A 17,193-nucleotide genomic window follows, 5' to 3' on the forward strand; every position below is an offset into this window, starting at 1 on the left:
ACAGCGGGCAGGGTCCGTCCTGCAACCGCGCCGCAAAGAAGAAGCCCCGGAGTCTCCTCCGGGGCTTCGTGTTTTCGCGGGTCCGTCAGGCCGCCTGCTTCAGCAGGCCCTCGGCGGCGAGCGCCTCCTGCACCTTCGGGCGGGCGGCCACCCGGTCGAGGAAGGCGCGCAGGTTGGGGTAGGGTGCTAGGTCGACCGCGTGGTAGTTCGACCAGTTCACGGTCGTGAACAGATAGCCATCGGCGACCGTGAAGCGCTCGCCCGTCAGGTAGGGGCGTGAAGCCAGCACCTTGTCGAGATAGGCGAAGCGCTGGGCGAGCTTGTCCTTGGTGGCCTGCCGCACCGCATCGGGGGTCGTGGGGTTCCACAGGGGCCCGAAGCCCTTGTGGATCTCGGACGTGATGAAGGTGAGCCACTCGTGCAGGCGGTGACGCTCGATCGTGCCGGGAGCCGGGACGAGACCGGCCTCGGGCTGGCCGTCGGCCACGAAGAGCAGGAGGGCGGCGGCTTCCGTCAGCACCTCGCCGTCCGGCAGGGCGACCGCCGGCACGTACCCCTTCGGGTTGATGGCCGAGAAGTCGGCGCCGGTCTCGGTCTTGCGGGTGGCGAGGTCCACCTTCTCAAGGGCGATCGGTGCTCCCGCCTCGCGGGCCGCGATGTGGACGGCGAGCGAGCAGGCGCCGGGGGTGTAGTAGAGCTTCATGTCAGTCTCCAGGTTGAAGGGGTGGAAGGGTCAGGCGGCGGCCCGTCCGAGGGTCGGAGCGGGACGGCCGAAGGGAAGGGCGCGGGAGGGGCTCAGAGCATGGGCGCCGTCGCCGAGAAGGGCCTGCGCCACGGAGAGCACGATCAGGTAGAGCGGGTATTCCCAGCCGCCGCCCGTTCCCGAGAAGACCCAGCCGTTGCCGGCGTGGACCCAGAAGGCACCGAACAGGACCGGCAGCAGGACAAGCGCCACCCAGCGGCTCTGGACGCCGAGCACCAGCAGGACGCCGCCGACGAACTCGGCCCAGAAGGTTGCATAAGCCAGGAAGGCGGGCAGGCCGAGAGACTCGAAGTACTGCGCCGTGCCGGCGAGGGTGAAGGTCATCCATTTCAGGACGAGGCTGTGGGCGATGAACATCAGCCCGAGCGAGACGCGGAGCAGAAGTATGCCGTAGGCTTCAGGGGTGGGGGAGTTGCGGGTCATCGGAACCTCCATGCAGATGCATAGATATATGCATGCACTTGCATTGATCTGTCAAATATGATGCAATTGCATAGAAAGCAGAGGAGCTTTGCCGAAATGCAAGAACCCTCGGAAACCGTCACCAATGCCTGGGTGCGCCTGATCCGGGCCGGACGGGCAGTCGCCGGACAGATCGAGGCCGAGCTCAAGGCGGCAGGCTTTCCGTCGCTCGCCTGGTACGACGTGCTGCTCTCCCTCAAGAAGGCGCCCGAGGGACGTCGCACGCCGCGCGAGATCGAGCAGGAGGTGCTGTTCGAGCAGTACAACCTCTCCCGCCTGCTCGACCGCATGGAGGCGGAGGGACTGGTGCGGCGCATCCCCTATCCGGGCGACAGGCGCCGCCAGTTCGTGGAGATCACCCTGGAGGGCAGGGATCTCCAGCGCCGCATGTGGGTGGTCTACGGACCGGCCATCACGCGCTATATCGGCTGCCGCTTCGCCGAGGGAGAGGCCGAGCAGCTCGCGGTGCTGCTCGGCAGGCTTGCGCCGTCGGCAGATGCCGAATGCAGCGGAAATCCTGGATAGCCGAACGATCCCGCTATACCCACGTTCTACCTTTACGCGGCTAACGAGGATCAGGGCGTGAGCGCAACATTGCTTTTCTCGGGCGGGCGGCACGTTTTGCGGGTCCTCGCGATTCTCCCTCCGTTGCTGTTCGGATGGGCCATGATTGCGGCCGGCCCGGCCGAAAGCGCTCCGGTGGCGCGCCCGAGCTCCGCTTCCATCCGAACGCCCGACTTCGACGAGTCGGTCCAGTGGTATCAGAACAAGCTGGGTTTCCGGCTTCTCGCCACCCGCACCCTCGTGGGGGGGCGCGTCGCGGTGCTGGAGCGGAGCGGCTTCCTCCTGGAGATCGCCGAGGCCGACCACCCCATGCCCGTCACCCCGGAGCAGGAGGTTCAAGCGACCGGCGCCGCGACCCGGTTTCCCGTCGTCAGCCTCCTGGTGCCGGACGTGGACCAAGAGGTCGCACGACTGCGGGAGAAGGGCGTCGACATCCTCGAAGAGCCGCAGGATGACCTGGAGAGCGCCTACCGGGTTGCCCAGATCCGCGACAACGGCCGGCACCGCATCGAGCTGCGCGAGCCCCTCGGCGGCGGAACCTTCCACGCCGAGGGACGCTAGCACAGTCTTACGTAAACAGCTCGGGATCCGGCCCAATGCGGCCGCCCTCCTTGTCGTCGAGCGCCTCGATCGCCCGCATGTCGTCGGCGTCGAGCCGGAAGTCGAACACGTCGACATTCTCGCGGATGCGGGACGGCGTGGCGGATTTCGGAATGACCACGAGCCCGTTGTCGAGATGCCAGCGGATGATGACCTGGGCCGGCGTCTTGCCGTGCTTGCGCGCGATGGCCGCGAGGCTCTCGTCCTTGAGCAGCGTGCCCTGGCCGAGCGGGCTCCAGGATTCCGTCACGATGCCGTGCTCCGCATGGAAGGCGCGTAGCTCCTTCTGCTGGAAGCGGGGATGCAGCTCGATCTGGTTGACAGCCGGCACCACTCCGGTCTCGTCGAACAGGCGCTGGAGGTGCGGGATGTTGAAGTTCGATACGCCGATCGACTTCGCGCGGCCCTCTTCCTTCAGCTTGATGAGGGCCCGCCAAGTGTCCGCATAGGCGTCGCGTTTCCAGGTCGGCCAGTGGATGAGATAGAGGTCGACATCGTCGAGGCCGAGGCGCTTCAGGCTCGCGTCGAAGGCGCGGCGCGCGGTGTCGAAGCCCTGGTCGTCGTTCCAGAGCTTGGTGGTGACGAACAGGTCCGCGCGGGGCACGCCCGCCTGGCGGATCGCTTCGCCCACGCCTTCCTCGTTGCGGTAGACCGCCGCCGTATCGATGGAGCGGTAACCGGCCGCGATTGCCTCCTTCACGATGCCGGTCGCCTGGCCGTTCTCGACCTGCCAGACGCCGAAGCCGAGCTGCGGCATCTGCCGGCCGTCGTTGAGCGATACGGTGGGTTGGGTCATGTGTCGTCCTTGCTTGGGGGAAAACGGGATGCGGGTCTGAGCTAGGGTGCGCCGGCGCGAACTCCAAGCTTGGCGGGCGCAAGGCTGTCCCGCGTTCCGGACAGAGCCCTGCCGGCACCGGAACTGTCGAGGTGGGACCGCGTTCCTGGAAGCGGGGCCTTTGACATCGCTGGAAGGAACGCGCCTTGCCTTCGCTCGACCCCCGCACGGGAACCCCCGATCCGACGCTCAGCGAGGAGGAGTACCGCAGGCGCTTCCTCGAGCAGTTCCAGGATCCAGCCTTCGATCCGCTGCGAGGCGAGCTCGACAGGATCGCCAATGCGGCCTGGGACGCCTACAGCCATCACCGCAAGAGCCCGAAGACCCGCAAGGCCGGTCCCGGCTTCGCCGACCCCGACTATGATCTCGCGGTCGACTGGATCGCCGCCTACGAAGCCATCCAGGAGGCGCAGCGACGTCACGAGGACAAGGACGGGCCGCTGCGCATCCTCATCGTCTGCGGAGCCGCGCGCAGCGAGCACACCTGTCCGGGCGAGATGTCCAAGACCTACCGGCTCGCGCAGATCGCCCGCGAGGTTTTCGCCGCCACGCCCGGGGTCGAGGTCGAGCTGCTGGAGCTCAGCCGCCTTACGTCCGAGTACGGACGCCACATCCACCCTTGCAAGACCTGCTTCTCGACGGCAGCGCCGCTCTGCCACTGGCCGTGCTCGTGCTACCCCAACTACTCTCTCGGGCAGACCCACGACTGGATGAACGAGATCTATCCGAAATGGGTCGAGGCGCATGGCGTCATGCTGCTCACGCCCGTGAACTGGTATCACGCCTCGTCGCCCCTGAAGCTGATGATCGACCGTCTCGTCTGCGCCGACGGAGGCAATCCGGATCCGACCTCAACACAGGGCAAGAAGGTGGCGATCGCGAAGGGAATGGAACTCGACGGCTGGGATTATCCGCGACATCTGGCGGGCCGTCTCTTCTCGGTCGTTGTGCAAGGGGATGCCGAAGGCGCCGAGGGCGTGCGGCGTTCGCTCTCCGACTGGCTGCGCTCGATGGGGCTCTCTCCCGCCGGCGCCTCGGCGGAACTCGACCGCTATATCGGCTACTGGAAGCCCTATGCCACGAGTCACGAGGAACTCGACGGCGACCGGGCGATCCAGGACGAGGTGCGCAATGCCGCGCGCACGTTATTGGAGGCTGTCAGGGCCAAGCGGGCGGGCAACCTGATCGAGGCCGGCGAGGGACTGCCGGAGCCGCGGCAGAAATGAAACGGCCGGGCTTCCGCCCGGCCATCCTGGTTGAGGCGAGGCTCGTCCTATTTCGGCGCGGACTTCACCTCGGCGTCCCACTTCTTCAGCAGGCGCGTGCGTTCCGCGACGGAGCCGTATTTCGCGGTGTCGTAGTTGATGAGCTTCATCTCGGAGAGCTTCGGCGCATCGGGCGAGACCGGCGCGTTCTTGTTGGACGGGATGGAGTAGATCTTCAGGTCCGCGCCGACGAGTTTCTGCGCTTCAGCCGACAGCGCCCAGTCGACGAACTTCTGCGCGGCTTCGGTGTTCTTGCCGCCCTTCACGATGGAGATCGAGCCCGTCTCGTAGCCCGTGCCCTCGCACGGTGCGACGGTCTTCACCGGCGCGCCGTCAGCGATCATCGTCACCATGTCGTGCATGAACGCGATGCCGATGGCGGTCTCGCCGAGGGCGACCGCCTTCACGGGCGCAGCGCCCGACTTGGTGTACTGGTTCACGTTCTTGTGCAGGCTCTTCATGTAGTCGAACGCCTTGTCCTCGCCCATGAGCTGCACGAGGGAGGCGAGAAACACATAGGCCGTGCCGGAGGAGTTCGGGTCCGAGATCTGCACCTCGTCGCGGTATTTCGGATCGAGCAGGTCGGCCCAGCATTTCGGCTCCGGGAGCCCGCGGCTCTGCAGCACCTTGGTGTTGTAGCCGAAGCCGAGCGCGCCGAGATAGGTGCCCGTCGCGCGATAGCCCGACTGCTCCGCGAATGTCTGCGCCCATTCGTGGAGTTCGCCGAGCTTCGGCGACTTGTACTCGACCGTCAGGCCTTCCTCGGCCGCCTGGATGTGCGAGTCGCCGGGGCCGCCCCACCACACGTCGGCCCGCGGGTTCGACGCTTCGGCGCGGATCTGCGCCAGGGTCTCGCCGGTGCTCTTGCGGACCATCGTGACCTTCGCGCCGGTCGCCTTCTCGAAGGCCGCGACGCCGACCCGGCACTGTTCCTCGAGGATCGAGCAATAGACCGTAAGCGGGGCCTGAGCCTGGGCCGCGAACGGCGCGGCGGAGACGCCTGCGGCAAGAGCCAGACCAAAGAGCGATAGGCGCATGATGTCCTCCTGAGCGACGGCCGACGAACGCGGCCGTTCCTGATTATGCAAGGCTGCCGATGAGGAAGCTTAGCCGGCTCGTTGTCAAGCGCCGGTGAGCGCGGGCGCCGGAACAAAAAAGGCCGGGCACGAGGGCCCGGCCGGATGGAGGTTGATCGGTCGAACAGATTACCAGCTCGTCAGGACCGCGCCCTTGAACTTCTCCTCGACGAACTTCTTCACCTCGGGGGTGTGGTAGGAATCGACCAGGATCTTCACCCAGGGCTTGTCCTTGTCCTCGGTGCGAACGGCGATGATGTTCACGTAAGGCCCCTTAGGATCCTCGCGGGTGAGCGCGTCCTTCACCGGATCGAGGCCGGCCTGGGTCGCGTAGTTGGTGTTGATGACGGCCGCATCCACGTCGTCGAGCACGCGCGGGGCCTGGGCGGCGTCGATCTCGACGAACTTCAGCTTCTTGGCGTTCTCGGTGATGTCGATGATCGTCGGCTTGAAGCCCACGCCTTCCTTCAGCTTGATCAAGCCTTTGTCCTGCAGCAGCAGAAGCGCGCGGCCGCCGTTGGTCGGATCGTTCGGGATCGCGATCGTCGCGCCGCTCGGCAGCGCATCGAAGGCCTTGAGCTTCTTCGAGTAGACGCCGATGGGGAAGTTCACGGTCTGCGCGACGGTCTCGATCTTGTATCCGCGGTCGGCCTTCTGGTTGTCGAGATAGGGCTGGTGCTGGAACGAGTTCGCCTCGAGCTCGCCGGAGGCCAGCGCCGCGTTCGGCACCACGTAGTCGGAGAACTCGACGATCTTGATGTCGAGCCCCTTCTGGGCCGCGATCGGCTTGGCAGCTTCGAGGATCTGGGCGTGCGGACCGGGCGTGACGCCGACGCGGATCGTCTGCGTCTGGGCCGCGGCCGGCAGGGCGGTGAGCGACAGGAGGGCGAGGAGGCCCAGCTTCTTGAACGACATCGTTGTTCTCCGTGAGTGATGTCTTGGCGAATTAGGGATCAGGCTTGGCGGACGCGCTTGTTGAGGCGTCGTGCGAGGAGGTCGCCGACGGTCTGCACGATCTGCACCAGCACGATCAGCACCACGACGACGGCGAGCATCATCTCGGGCATGAAGCGCTGATAGCCGTAGCGGATGCCGAGGTCGCCGAGGCCGCCGCCGCCGACCGCGCCGACCATGGCCGAGAAGCCGATGAGCGACACCACCGCGAGGGTGAGCCCGAGGACGATGCCGGGCAAGGCCTCGGGCACCAGCACCTTGAACACGATCTGGAGCGGGCTCGCCCCAAAGGCGCGGGCCGCCTCGATGAGGCCTTGATCCACTTCACGGATCGCGCCTTCGATGAGGCGCGCGATGAACGGCGTCGCCGCGACCGTGAGGGGCACGATGGCCGCGCTGGTGCCGATGGAGGTTCCGGCGATCAGGCGCGTGAACGGAATGATCGCCACCACAAGGATGATGAAGGGCGTCGAGCGGGCCGCGTTGACGACGACGCCGAGCACCCGGTTCACCCAGGGCGCGGCGAAAAGCTCGCCCTTGCCGCTGGTGGCCAGGAAGATGCCGAGCGGCATGCCGAGCAGGGTGGCAATCCCGGCCGAGACCGCGACCATGTAGAGCGTTTCGCCGGTCGATGCGGCGATAAGGCGGATCATCTCAGGCGACATGGCCCAAAACCTCCGTGTCGAGACCGTACTGCTTCAGGAAGTCGAGGGTGGTGGCGAGCGAAGCTTCCGGCACGCCGATGACGAGGGTGCCGCAGGGCCGTCCGGCGATCTCGTCGACCGAGCCCGCCAGGATGTTGGCCTCGACGTTGAGGTCACGGGCGAGCCGCGCCAGCACCGGATCGGTGGCGTGCGGGCCGCGGAAGCCTATGCGGATCACCGCCTGGCCGCCGCGCTCCGGCTCGGGCCCCAGCCGGTTCGCCACGTAAGGCGGCAGGGCGCGGCCGGTCTCGTCCGCAAGGAACGAGCGGGTGACCTCGTGCTGCGGCCTGGTGAACACGTCGAAGACGTCCCCCTGCTCGACGATGCGCCCGCCCTCGATCACCGCCACGTCGCGTGCAATCGAGCGGATCACCGCCATCTCGTGGGTGATCAGGATGATGGTGAGGCCGAGCTCCGCATTGATGCGGGCGAGCAGGTCCAGGATCGAGCGGGTCGTCTCCGGGTCGAGGGCCGAGGTGGCCTCGTCTGAGAGGAGAACCTTCGGGTTGGTGGCAAGCGCACGGGCGATGCCGACGCGCTGCTTCTGCCCGCCGGAGAGTTCGGAGGGATAGCGGTTGCGCTTGTCGGCGAGGCCGACCAGGGACAGGAGCTCGTTCACGCGGGTGCGGATGGCCGCCTTGTCGTATCCCGCCACCTCGAGCGGCAGGGCGATGTTCTCGGCCGCCGTGCGGGAGGAGAGCAGGTTGAAGTGTTGGAAGATCATGCCGATGGAGCGGCGGGCGTGCCGCAGCTCCGCCTCCGGCAGAGCCGCGATGTCGGCGCCGTCGACGATCACCCGTCCGTTGGTCGGCTTCTCGAGCCCGTTCACGAGCCGGATCAGGGTCGACTTGCCCGCGCCCGAGCGGCCGATGATCCCGAGCACCGAGCCTTGCGGCACCGCAAGGTCGATCTTTTGAAGGGCGGTCACGGCTTGCCCGTCGCGGCCGGCGAAGATCTTCGAGATCTTGTCGAGGCGCACGATCGGCTCCGCCGCAACGAGGCGCTGGTGCGGCTGATCGCCGATATGACCGAGAGGGGCGTTCATGGATCGATCTGTGGAGTCAGTCTCTTTTCGCAGTTGCGAACACATGGGCTATTCTGTTCTCCAAGTCAACCTTTTCGTTCTTTAAAACGAATTATAGGCAGGGAAGTCCGCTCTATAGGAACGATCCCGGCGGCTGTCGATCCCTGCTCCACATGGTCACAGCCTTGTTAAGACGGAACTTTCTCCTTGCTTTTGCCACGAGGCCGGTTGATCGGGCCTCTGGATGTTTCTATGCAGCCCGGACGGGTTCCCGCAGGAGAGTAGAATGGTCAAGGCGAGCATCGCGCTGGCGCTGATAGGAGTTGTCGTTCTCGGGGCCTCCTTGGGCGGAGTGGTGGACGTACCGTTTTATCTGCCCCTGTCGACCCTCGCCCTGGCAGGCATCCTGCAGGCCGGTCGCTACATCCCGACATTCCTGCGCATCTTCCTGGTCATGCTTTCGGCCACCCATGTGGTCCTCGTCCTGCTCATCCTCGGGGCGGCGAGCGGGCTCATCACTGGCGACTACACGGGCTACGTGCCGCCGCCATCCTCGGCGCTCGGCGCGACGGCGTTCGCGGCCATCATCTACGGCCTCTCCTACGTGCCGGTGGTGCGCACCATCTGCCGCATCACCGACCGGTACCTGGAATCCCAGGCCGACAGCATCATCGGCATCCCCTTCATCGGCCGGGTCCAGGCGCGCGAGGGGACCATCGGCATCTGGATGGTCGCCATCCTGATCGCCCTCAACCTGGCGCAGGTTGCGCTGAACGTGCGGCTCAGCTTCTTCTCGCGCGACATGTTCAACGCCCTCGAGGCCAAGGACGCGGCAGCCTTCTGGTACCAGCTCTTCGTCATCTTCACGCCGCTCGCGGCCGTCTTCGTGGTAGCAGCCCTCACCGAGGTGCTGCTGCAGAACGTGCTGATGATCCGCTGGCGCGCCTTCCTCAACACCTATTACGTGGGCGCGTGGCTGGGCGACGGCACCCATTATCGGATGCAGCTTCTCGGCCGCAGCGCCGACAACCCGGACCAGCGCATCTCGGACGACCTGCGCAAGTTCGTGGAGAGCACCTATTCCCTGTCGATCGGCCTCATGAACCAGGCGGCGACGCTGGTGTCCTTCGTGGCGATCCTCTGGACCATCTCGGCGGGCTTCACCTTCCCGGGCACCGACGTGGAGGTGCCGGGCCTGCTGGTGTGGGTCTGCGTCGCCTATGCGGTCCTCGGCACATACGTGACGCACCTCATCGGCCGGCCGCTCATCGGGCTGAACTTCCAGCAGGAGCGGGTCGAGGCGGATTACCGCTTCTCCCTGGCGCGCCTGCGCGAGTACTCGGAGCAGGTGGCGCTCCTCAACGGCGAGCGGGCCGAGGAGGAGAGCTTCGGCCGGCGCTTCGAGCGGATCGTCGACAACTACATGCGGATCGTGGTCAGGCTCATCAAGCTCAACAGCTTCACGGCGGCCTATTTCCAGGCGAACGTCGTGGTGCCCTACATCCTGACCGCTCCCTACTACTTCATCGGCAAGATCTCCCTGGGCCAGATGCAGCAGGTGGTTGGCGCGTTCTCGCGGGTGGAGTCGGCGCTCACCTACTTCATCACGATCTATACGACGCTGGCGGACTACAAGGCGGTGCTCGACCGTCTCACCACCTTTGAGGAGGCGATCAGCTCGGCGCAGCGCGTGGGCGGCGAGAGCAAGCTCGCGGTCGCCCCGATGGGGACCCAAGAGGTGCGCCTCAAGGATCTCGACGTCCGGCTGCCCGACGGCCGGCAGCTTCTCCATGCGGACGGCCTCGCGTTCCGTCCCGGCGAGCGCACGCTCCTGGCCGGTCCGTCGGGTTCGGGCAAGTCGACCCTGTTCCGGGCCATCGCGGGCATTTGGCCGTTCGGCGAGGGCGAGGTCCAGGTGCCGGAGGGCCAGACCATGATGCTGCTGCCCCAGCGCCCCTACATCCCCATGGGGACCCTGCGGGATGCGGTGACCTACCCGAGCAAGAGCAATGCCTATGGGGACGCCGAGATTGCGGAGGCCCTGCGCGTCGCCAAGCTGCCCCAGATCGCCGACCGCCTCGACGAGGAGCGGGCCTGGGCCCAGACCCTGTCCCTCGGCGAGCAGCAGCGCCTCGCGGTCGCGCGCGCCCTCCTGGCCAAGCCCGACTGGCTGCTCCTCGACGAGGCCACGGCGGCCCTCGATGAGCCGACCGAGGAAGAGATCTACGGGGTGCTCAGGCAGCATCTGCCGGACACCACCGTCGTGTCCATCGGCCATCGCTCCACGCTCAACGCCTTCCACGACCGGCGCGTGGACATGAAGAAGGCGGAAAACGGCCTGTTCTCGCCCACCGACCTGCGCCAGCCCTTGCCGGCGGAGTGACCCATTCCATCGCCCCGGCGGGCGAAGGTGATGCGCAACAAAAACCCGGGCCGCCTGCGGCGCCCGGGATTTATCGTTCTACAGGCTGACGGAGAGCTTAGATCGCCCGTTCGAACCGCAGCTCGCCATTCTGCGTGCGAATGATCAGGGTCCGCCCCTGGATGTCCCACTTGGCGGAGGTGCGCAGCGCCACCAGGAAGGCCTGCTCGGTTGCCTGAGCGGCCTTGTCGCAGGAGCGCTTGGTCAGGGCGAAGGGCCCGACCGCGAGGCCCTGCTCGCGCAGCGGGTAGGCCGTCGCCGTATAGGAGTTGCAGCCGCCGAACCCGCTGGCGCGGAGCTGGTCGTCGAGGCGGAAGCTCGGCCGGTCGCCGCTGAAGGGCTTGCCGTTCAGGCTCACGGCCACCCAGGACGCGCCGAGCGGGAAGACCTTGTCCCGCTCCAGGGGCTGGGGAACCTTGTTGTCGACCTGGCGCGTCGGCCCCGCCGGCCGTCCGAGGGTCAATGCGGACTGGGCATGGGCTGCCGACACGGTGGCGAAGGTGGCAAGGAGCGCCGCCAATCGAAGCGCATTCATCGGAAACCTCGTGAAGAGAAAAATCGCCGCGACCATAAGGGGCCTTCGTCCGAGAGGCAACGCCCCCGGCGGCGTTGTCAAAGGCTTGCGTGATTCAGCACACCCAAGGTGAAGGGAGGCTGAAGCATCGCGCCGCTTCGGAGTCAGCCGAGCCGGCGCAGCAGGCGCTCGGTCAGGGCATTGGTGGGTCGGAACAGATAGTCGAAGGCGCGCACGGTCACGTCATGCGCCCCGAGTTGCTGAAGCGCCGCCACGACATCGAACACCGTCGAGGTCCGGCAGTGCAGCACGACCTCCCGTCCCTGGGGCGTGCCATAGGGCACTGAGAGGCCGAAATTCTGCACCAGCGCCTGGAGACCGGAAGCCTGCGACGGATCGAGCGCCGCGCGCACCTCCCGGGTCGCCCGTGCCTCCTCTTCGGCTGCGATGCGGGTGAGGACGGCGGTGGCCGCCTCCCGGGCTCTCGCGGACCATGGCGCGCGGGTCGAGGCCACAAGATTGGCCTCGGAGCGCAGCATCACGCCGTCGTCCAGAACCTTCAGGGCATTGGCCGTGAGGGTCGCGCCCGTGGTGGTGATGTCCACGATCAGCTCGGCGGAGCCGGCTCCCGGCGCACCTTCGGTGGCGCCCAGGCTCTCGACGATCCGGTAATCCGCGATGCCCTTCTCGGCGAAGAAGCGCCGGGTCAGGTTCACGTACTTGGTCGCGACGCGCATCTTGTAGCCGTGGCGGGCGCGAAGGTCCGCCGCGACCTCGTCGAGGTCGGCCATGGTGCGCACGTCGATCCAGGCCTGCGGCACCGCGACCACCACGTTGGCATGGCCGAAGCCGAGGGGGGTCAGAAGCTCCACCGCCTCGTCGGCGTCGGGAACCTGCTCGCGCACCAGGTCCTCGCCCGTGATGCCGAGATGGGCCGCGCCGGTGGCGAGCTGGTTGACGATCTCGGACGCCGACAGGAAGGCCACCTCCACGTCCGGCACGCCCGCAAGGGTCCCGCGGTAGTCGCGCGCGCCGCGGGACTGGGTGAAGACGAGGCCCGCGCGGGCGAAGAAGGCGGCGGCGTTCTCCTGCAGGCGCCCCTTCGACGGGACGGCCAGGATGAGGGGAGAGTCGGTCATCAGGGTGTTCCCACGATGCGGTCGAGCCAGAAGGAGCAGCCGACCGCCGGGATCGGCTCCTCGGCCCCGAGATGCTCGAGCAGGCGGTCGTAGCGCCCGCCGCCGACGATCGGCTTGCCGTCGCCGCGGCCGGGGTCCTGCACCTCGAAGATGAAGCCCGTGTAATAGTCGAGATTGCGCGCGAAGGCCGCCGAGAACGCAAAGGCGCTCACGTCGAGCCCGCGCGCCGCCATGAAGCCGGTGCGCTCCTCGAAAGCCTTCAGGGCGTCGCCGATGTCGAGGCGGGCCTCGTCCGCCAATGCCCGGACGGCGGAGGCCGCCTGGTCGGGATCGCCCGAGATGGCGAGGTAGCGTTCCAGAACCTCACGGGCGCTGTCCGGCAGGCCGGAGCGGTTCGCTGCGCGGGCTAGGAAGCGCTCGGCGATCTCGCCCGCCGTGCGGCCGCCGACCCGGGCGATGCCGGCGATCGACAGGATGTCCTCCACGAAAGCCTTGGCGGCCTGGGGGGCCTGCCCTTCGATGGCGGCCAGAAGGCCCGCATGCTCGGGCTGGCCGGAGCCATCCGGTTCGGTCAGGCTGGCGAGCCCCTGGCCGGACACGATGGCCCGGATCACCCGGCGCTTCGCCGCAGGGGCGACCCCGAGGGCGTCGACCAGGGCGTTGAGAAGCCCCATGTCGCCGAGCTTCACGGAGGGGGTGAAGCCGACAAGCCGGCTCAAGCCTTCCAAGGCCAAGCCGAGGATCTCCGCATCGACCGCGGAGACATCCGCGCGGCCGATGGATTCGAGACCGGCCTGGAGGAATTCGCCGCTCTCGTTGGGCCGCATGCGGAAGACGGGACCGCCATAGCAATAGCCGGACGGGCGGGCGCCATGGCGCTCGAGATGCTGCAGGCAGACGGGAATGGTGTATTCGGGCCGGAGGCACAGCTCCGTTCCGGACGCATCCTGTGTCACGAACATCCGGCGCCGGATATCCTCGCCCGAGAGGTCGATGAACACGTCCGCCGGCTGAAGCACCGGCGGCTCGAGGCGCGCATAGCCCTCGCGCTCGAAAAGCGCGGTCAGCGCAAGAATGGCGTCGGTCTCCGTCACTGCGTCGCAATCCCTTGATCCGCACGCTCTCTAGCAATGCTGAACCGGGAAGGCGACCGTTTTCGGCCGGCAGGGTGAACGGAGAACGCAAAAGGCGCCCGCCGTCAGCCGGAGCCGGCCTCGGGCAGGCAGACCCTGGCATGACGACGGCCGGGGAGGGCCGGGACGCTCAGTGCTTCTCGGCCTTCTCGTCCTTGGTCTTGCGCGTCGTCTTGCGCTTGTTGTGGTCGCTGGACAGGTGAGCGTACTGGACCTTCTTGCCCTGGGGAGAGCCGCGGCCCTTGTCCTCGTCCTCGTCATGGCCGACCAGGGTGGGGGGCAGGAACTGGCGGGCGGCCTCGGTCACCACGTTGGCGACGGCGCCCGTGGCGGTCTGCACCGCATCCGAGGTAGCGCCCGCGGCCTTCGAGCCGGCATCCATGGCTCCGGCGCCGGCCTTCTGGGCCGTGCGGGTCTTGGTGATCGCGGCCGCGGCGGCGCCAGCGGCGGCGATCAGGGCATCCGCCAGGATTTCGCGGCCAAGATTCGAATTGATCAGGTCCATGAGGCCGGACTTCTTGACGGTTTTCGCCAGCTTGGTGCCCGTGCTCTTCTTCGACTTGCTCGTCTTCTCGGGACTCTTCTTCGCTTTGGCCTTCGCCATAACTCTCTCCTGATGGTCAAGCTTCCGGGAACAACCCCCATCTCGGGGGCGGAGTTCCCGGAGGCCCGTCAGGAGAAGTGGCGGCCGAGCACCTCGCGGACCGCTTCGACGATCCGGTCCTCGGCCACCGAGAACTGGGCCGGACGAGCCGCCTTCCATTCCTCGTTGGAGGCGATCGCCGCCGCCGCCTTGGCGCCCTCGATCAGGTCCTTGATCTCGACCTCGCCGCGTTCGCGCTCGTTGGAGCCTTGGATGATGACGCAGGGGCTCTGGCGTCTGTCGGCATATTTCATCTGCGCCTTCATGCCCGACGACCCGAGATAGAGCTCCGCCCGGACCCCTGCCTGCCGTAGGGTCGAGACCATGCGCTGATAGGAGGCGATCTGGTCCCGGTCCATGACGAGAACCACCACGGGGCCGGGCTGCTCGCGGCCGGACACGATCGGGCTCTTCACAGCCTTCAGAGCCGAGAACAGGCGCGAAACGCCGATGGAGAAGCCGGTCGCCGGAACGGGCTCCGACCGGAAGCGGCCGACGAGTCCGTCATAGCGCCCGCCGCCGCCGACGGATCCGAAGCGGACGGGACGCCCGTCCTCGTCCTGCACCTGGAAGGTGAGCTCCGCCTCGTAGACCGGGCCGGTATAGTATTCGAGGCCGCGCACCACGGAGGGGTCGATGGTGATCCGGTCCTCGTAGCCGGAGGCGGTCACGAGCGCCGCAATCTCGGCAAGTTCGTTCGCGCCCTCCAGGCCCCGGGCCGACGTGCCGACCACCTGGCGCAGGTTCTCGACCGTGGCGGCGTTGCCGTCCGCCTTGGCGCTGGTGAAGGCGAGCACACGCTCGATGGCGTCGGGCTCGAGGCCCGCGCCCTTGGTGAAGTCGCCGCTCTCGTCCTTGCGGCCGGCGCCGAGGAGCTGGCGCACGCCCTCCGGGCCGAGGCGGTCGAGCTTGTCGATGGCGCGCAGGACCGTGAGGCGCTGGTTCGCCTGGTCCTCGCCGCCGAGGCCGATCGCCTCGAGCACGCCGTCGAGCACCTTGCGGTTGTTGACCTTGATCAGGTAGTCGCTGCGCCGGATGCCGACCTTTTCGAGCGTGTCGGCGGCCATCATGCAGATCTCCGCATCGGCCGCGACGGACGCCGCGCCCACCGTGTCGGCGTCGAACTGCATGAACTGGCGGAAGCGACCCGGTCCCGGCTTCTCGTTCCGGAACACCCAGCCGGCCCGGTAGCTGCGATAGGGCTTGGGCAGCGCGTCGAAATTCTCGGCCACGTAGCGGGCGAGCGGCGCGGTCAGGTCGTAGCGGAGCGACAGCCACTGCTCGTCGTCGTCCTGGAACGAGAACACGCCCTCGTTCGGACGGTCCTGGTCAGGCAGGAACTTGCCGAGGGCGTCGGTATACTCGACGAAGGGCGTCTCCACGCCCTCGAAGCCATAGAGCTCGTAAGTTTCGCGGATGGCGGCAAGCATGCGCTCGGTCGCCGCGAGATCGGCAGGACCGCGATCGGCAAAGCCGCGCGGCGCGCGGGCCTTCAGTTTGTCGGCCTTGGACATAGGGTAGGGCAGCCGTTTCTTTGAAAAGGATGGCGCGTCCTACCCCGCGAAGGCCGGAGGGGCAAGGGTTCGCTTGGAGTCAGGTGTCATCCCCGGCGAGCCGGAGGCGCGGGAAGGGGATCCATGGTCTGGCTCAACGCTATGGATCCCCTTCCCCTCACTGCGTCCGGCCGGGGATGACGAGTGGCTACGCCACCGCGCGGATTACCTTGCCGACCTTGTCGACGATCTCGCCGATCTGGTCCTCGGAGACGATCAGGGGCGGCGAGAGGGCGATGGTGTCGCCGGTGATGCGCATCATCACGTCGTGGTCGTGGAAGCCGCGGTCCATGGCCTCGAAGGCGCGGGCGCCGACGGCATCGGGGCGCGAGGCGAGGTCGATGGCACCGACCAGCCCGATGGAGCGGATGTCGAGCACGTTCGGCAGGCCCTTCAGCGAATGCACAGCGTCGGCCCAGACCGGCTCCAGCTCCTTGGCGCGCTCGAACAGCTTCTCGTCGCGATAGATGTCCTGGGTGGCGAGCGCCGCCGCGCAGGCGAGGGGGTGGCCCGAATAGGTGTAGCCGTGGAAGAGCTCGATCGCGTTCTCGGGGCCCTTCATGAAGGCATCGTGGATGCCCTTGCGCACGATCACGCCGCCCATGGGCACCGTGCCGGAATTCACGCCCTTGGCGAAGGTGATCATGTCCGGGATGACGCCGTAGCGCTCGGCCGCGAAGGCCGTGCCGAGGCGGCCGAAGCCCGAGATGACCTCGTCGAAGATCAGCAGGATGCCGTACTTGTCGCAGATCTGGCGCAGGCGCTGCAGATAGCCCTTCGGCGGCGGCAGGACGCCGGTCGAACCGGCCATCGGCTCGACGATGACCGCCGCGATGGTGGAGGCGTCATGCAGGGCGACGATCCGCTCGAGATCGTCGGCGAGGTGCGCGCCCCATTCCGGCTCGCCGCGGGAGAAGGCCTGCTCGGCCCGGTTATAGGTATGGGGCAGGTGGTCGACGCCGGCGAGGAGGGAGCCGAAGAACTGGCGGTTCTTGACGATGCCGCCCACCGAGATGCCCCCGAAGCCGACCCCGTGATAGCCGCGCTCGCGGCCGATCAGGCGGGTGCGGCCGCCCTGGCCCTGGACGTTCCAGTAAGCCAGCGCAATCTTGAGCGCCGTGTCGACGGCCTCCGAGCCCGAGTTGCAGAAGAACACGTGGTCGAGGTCGCCCGGTGCGAGCTGCGCGATCCGCGCCGCAGTGGCGAAGCCCGCCGCATGGCCGAACTGGAAGGCGGGCGAATAGTCGAGCTCGGCCGCCTGCTTCTGGATGGCGGCGGTGATCTCGTCTCGGTTATGGCCCGCGTTGCAGCACCACAGCCCGGCCGCTCCATCGATCACGGCCCGGCCTTCGGGGGTGTAGTAGTGCATGTCCTTCGCGCGGGCGATCATCCGCGGGCGGGACTTGAAGGAGCGGTTCGCCGTGAAAGGCAGCCACCAGGCCTCCAGATCGTTGGGGGCGGAAAGATCGTTGGCGGCGCGAGAGCTTTGGGCGGTCATGATGGTCCCCGGACATTGAATCTGGGTCCAAGCCTATCAGCCGT

General features: G+C 67.3%; 17 protein-coding genes. 4 read left to right on the forward strand and 13 right to left on the reverse strand.

Annotated features, from left to right (window positions below; genetic code table 11):
* Positions 1 to 85: 85 nt before the first annotated feature.
* Positions 86 to 703 (reverse strand): glutathione transferase GstA, encoded by a 618-nt coding sequence (gene gstA, locus DES45_RS16330; protein WP_114771087.1) that lies wholly within the window; start codon positions 701 to 703, stop codon positions 86 to 88.
* 30 nt (positions 704 to 733) lie between these two features.
* Positions 734 to 1,186, reverse strand: a complete 453-nt coding sequence (locus tag DES45_RS16335; protein ID WP_114771305.1) for a DoxX family protein — start codon at positions 1,184 to 1,186, stop codon at positions 734 to 736.
* A 96-nt stretch (positions 1,187 to 1,282) separates the two neighbouring features.
* Between DES45_RS16335 and DES45_RS16340 the strand changes: the two genes are divergently transcribed.
* Together DES45_RS16340 and DES45_RS16345 are read left to right on the forward strand one after the other, a co-directional pair.
* Entirely contained in the window at positions 1,283 to 1,750 is a 468-nt protein-coding gene (locus DES45_RS16340; protein ID WP_114771088.1) for a MarR family winged helix-turn-helix transcriptional regulator, read from the forward strand.
* A 57-nt stretch (positions 1,751 to 1,807) separates the two neighbouring features.
* Entirely contained in the window at positions 1,808 to 2,350 is a 543-nt protein-coding gene (locus DES45_RS16345; RefSeq protein ID WP_147282427.1) for a VOC family protein, read from the forward strand.
* Between the two features lie 7 nt (positions 2,351 to 2,357).
* Here DES45_RS16345 and DES45_RS16350 read toward each other — a convergent pair whose 3' ends face one another.
* A complete protein-coding gene (locus tag DES45_RS16350) occupies positions 2,358 to 3,185 on the reverse strand; it encodes an aldo/keto reductase (RefSeq protein ID WP_114771090.1) in 828 nt (275 codons plus the stop codon).
* Between the two features lie 185 nt (positions 3,186 to 3,370).
* On the opposite strand from DES45_RS16350, the gene DES45_RS16355 reads away from it, so the two are divergent.
* Positions 3,371 to 4,450, forward strand: a complete 1,080-nt coding sequence (locus DES45_RS16355) for a flavodoxin family protein (protein WP_114771091.1) — start codon at positions 3,371 to 3,373, stop codon at positions 4,448 to 4,450.
* Positions 4,451 to 4,497: 47 nt separating this feature from the next.
* On the opposite strand, the gene DES45_RS16360 is transcribed toward DES45_RS16355, so the two are convergent.
* The 4 genes from DES45_RS16360 to DES45_RS16375 all read right to left on the reverse strand — a co-directional run bounded on the left by DES45_RS16360 (position 4,498) and on the right by DES45_RS16375 (position 8,268).
* On the reverse strand, positions 4,498 to 5,526 hold the full coding sequence (locus DES45_RS16360) for an ABC transporter substrate-binding protein (RefSeq protein ID WP_114771092.1): 1,029 nt from the start codon (positions 5,524 to 5,526) through the stop codon (positions 4,498 to 4,500).
* 168 nt (positions 5,527 to 5,694) lie between these two features.
* Complete coding sequence (locus DES45_RS16365) at positions 5,695 to 6,480, reverse strand: MetQ/NlpA family ABC transporter substrate-binding protein (protein ID WP_114771093.1); 786 nt, start codon at positions 6,478 to 6,480, stop codon at positions 5,695 to 5,697.
* 38 nt (positions 6,481 to 6,518) lie between these two features.
* Complete coding sequence (locus DES45_RS16370) at positions 6,519 to 7,184, reverse strand: methionine ABC transporter permease (RefSeq protein ID WP_114771094.1); 666 nt, start codon at positions 7,182 to 7,184, stop codon at positions 6,519 to 6,521.
* Entirely contained in the window at positions 7,174 to 8,268 is a 1,095-nt protein-coding gene (locus DES45_RS16375) for a methionine ABC transporter ATP-binding protein (RefSeq protein ID WP_114771095.1), read from the reverse strand. Before DES45_RS16375 ends, DES45_RS16370 begins: the two co-directional genes overlap by 11 nt.
* Before the next feature lie 265 nt (positions 8,269 to 8,533).
* Here DES45_RS16375 and DES45_RS16380 point away from each other — a divergent pair, with 265 nt between their 5' ends.
* Entirely contained in the window at positions 8,534 to 10,630 is a 2,097-nt protein-coding gene (locus DES45_RS16380) for an ABC transporter ATP-binding protein/permease (RefSeq protein ID WP_114771096.1), read from the forward strand.
* A 97-nt stretch (positions 10,631 to 10,727) separates the two neighbouring features.
* Here the strand turns inward: DES45_RS16380 and DES45_RS16385 are convergent, their stop codons facing one another.
* The 6 genes from DES45_RS16385 to aptA form a co-directional block, all read right to left on the reverse strand.
* The gene (locus tag DES45_RS16385) at positions 10,728 to 11,204 is read right to left on the reverse strand and encodes an META domain-containing protein (RefSeq protein ID WP_114771306.1); all 477 of its coding nucleotides are present in this window, start codon (positions 11,202 to 11,204) and stop codon (positions 10,728 to 10,730) included.
* A 143-nt stretch (positions 11,205 to 11,347) separates the two neighbouring features.
* On the reverse strand, positions 11,348 to 12,322 hold the full coding sequence (gene hisG, locus DES45_RS16390) for an ATP phosphoribosyltransferase (RefSeq protein ID WP_114771097.1): 975 nt from the start codon (positions 12,320 to 12,322) through the stop codon (positions 11,348 to 11,350).
* Positions 12,322 to 13,416 carry an ATP phosphoribosyltransferase regulatory subunit gene (locus tag DES45_RS16395; RefSeq protein ID WP_114771098.1) on the reverse strand — a complete coding sequence of 365 codons (1,095 nt, stop codon included), beginning with the start codon at positions 13,414 to 13,416 and terminating at the stop codon, positions 12,322 to 12,324. The genes hisG and DES45_RS16395 overlap by 1 nt, the downstream gene beginning before the upstream one ends.
* Before the next feature lie 169 nt (positions 13,417 to 13,585).
* Positions 13,586 to 14,059, reverse strand: coding sequence for a hypothetical protein (locus tag DES45_RS16400; protein WP_114771099.1), 474 nt, complete (start codon positions 14,057 to 14,059; stop codon positions 13,586 to 13,588).
* 68 nt (positions 14,060 to 14,127) lie between these two features.
* Positions 14,128 to 15,612, reverse strand: a complete 1,485-nt coding sequence (gene hisS / locus DES45_RS16405) for a histidine--tRNA ligase (RefSeq protein WP_114771100.1) — start codon at positions 15,610 to 15,612, stop codon at positions 14,128 to 14,130.
* Between the two features lie 187 nt (positions 15,613 to 15,799).
* A complete protein-coding gene (aptA, locus tag DES45_RS16410; protein ID WP_114771101.1) occupies positions 15,800 to 17,149 on the reverse strand; it encodes an omega-aminotransferase AptA in 1,350 nt (449 codons plus the stop codon).
* Between the last annotated feature and the right edge of the window lie 44 nt (positions 17,150 to 17,193).

The sequence above is a fragment of the Microvirga subterranea genome (assembly GCF_003350535.1).
GTDB classification, from domain to species: domain Bacteria; phylum Pseudomonadota; class Alphaproteobacteria; order Rhizobiales; family Beijerinckiaceae; genus Microvirga; species Microvirga subterranea.

Excerpts from the sequence above, each read along its gene's own strand:
- DES45_RS16360 (WP_114771092.1), bottom strand. The coding sequence starts at position 5,526 with ATGCGCCTATCGCTCTTTGGTCTGGCTCTTGCCGCAGGCGTCTCCGCC.
- DES45_RS16380 (WP_114771096.1), top strand. The coding sequence starts at position 8,534 with ATGGTCAAGGCGAGCATCGCGCTGGCGCTGATAGGAGTTGTCGTTCTC.
- DES45_RS16350 (WP_114771090.1), bottom strand. The coding sequence starts at position 3,185 with ATGACCCAACCCACCGTATCGCTCAACGACGGCCGGCAGATGCCGCAG.
- gstA (WP_114771087.1), bottom strand. The coding sequence starts at position 703 with ATGAAGCTCTACTACACCCCCGGCGCCTGCTCGCTCGCCGTCCACATC.
- DES45_RS16335 (WP_114771305.1), bottom strand. The coding sequence starts at position 1,186 with ATGACCCGCAACTCCCCCACCCCTGAAGCCTACGGCATACTTCTGCTC.
- DES45_RS16385 (WP_114771306.1), bottom strand. The coding sequence starts at position 11,204 with ATGAATGCGCTTCGATTGGCGGCGCTCCTTGCCACCTTCGCCACCGTG.
- DES45_RS16365 (WP_114771093.1), bottom strand. The coding sequence starts at position 6,480 with ATGTCGTTCAAGAAGCTGGGCCTCCTCGCCCTCCTGTCGCTCACCGCC.
- hisG (WP_114771097.1), bottom strand. The coding sequence starts at position 12,322 with ATGACCGACTCTCCCCTCATCCTGGCCGTCCCGTCGAAGGGGCGCCTG.
- DES45_RS16400 (WP_114771099.1), bottom strand. The coding sequence starts at position 14,059 with ATGGCGAAGGCCAAAGCGAAGAAGAGTCCCGAGAAGACGAGCAAGTCG.
- DES45_RS16370 (WP_114771094.1), bottom strand. The coding sequence starts at position 7,184 with ATGTCGCCTGAGATGATCCGCCTTATCGCCGCATCGACCGGCGAAACG.
- DES45_RS16375 (WP_114771095.1), bottom strand. The coding sequence starts at position 8,268 with ATGAACGCCCCTCTCGGTCATATCGGCGATCAGCCGCACCAGCGCCTC.
- aptA (WP_114771101.1), bottom strand. The coding sequence starts at position 17,149 with ATGACCGCCCAAAGCTCTCGCGCCGCCAACGATCTTTCCGCCCCCAAC.
- hisS (WP_114771100.1), bottom strand. The coding sequence starts at position 15,612 with ATGTCCAAGGCCGACAAACTGAAGGCCCGCGCGCCGCGCGGCTTTGCC.
- DES45_RS16340 (WP_114771088.1), top strand. The coding sequence starts at position 1,283 with ATGCAAGAACCCTCGGAAACCGTCACCAATGCCTGGGTGCGCCTGATC.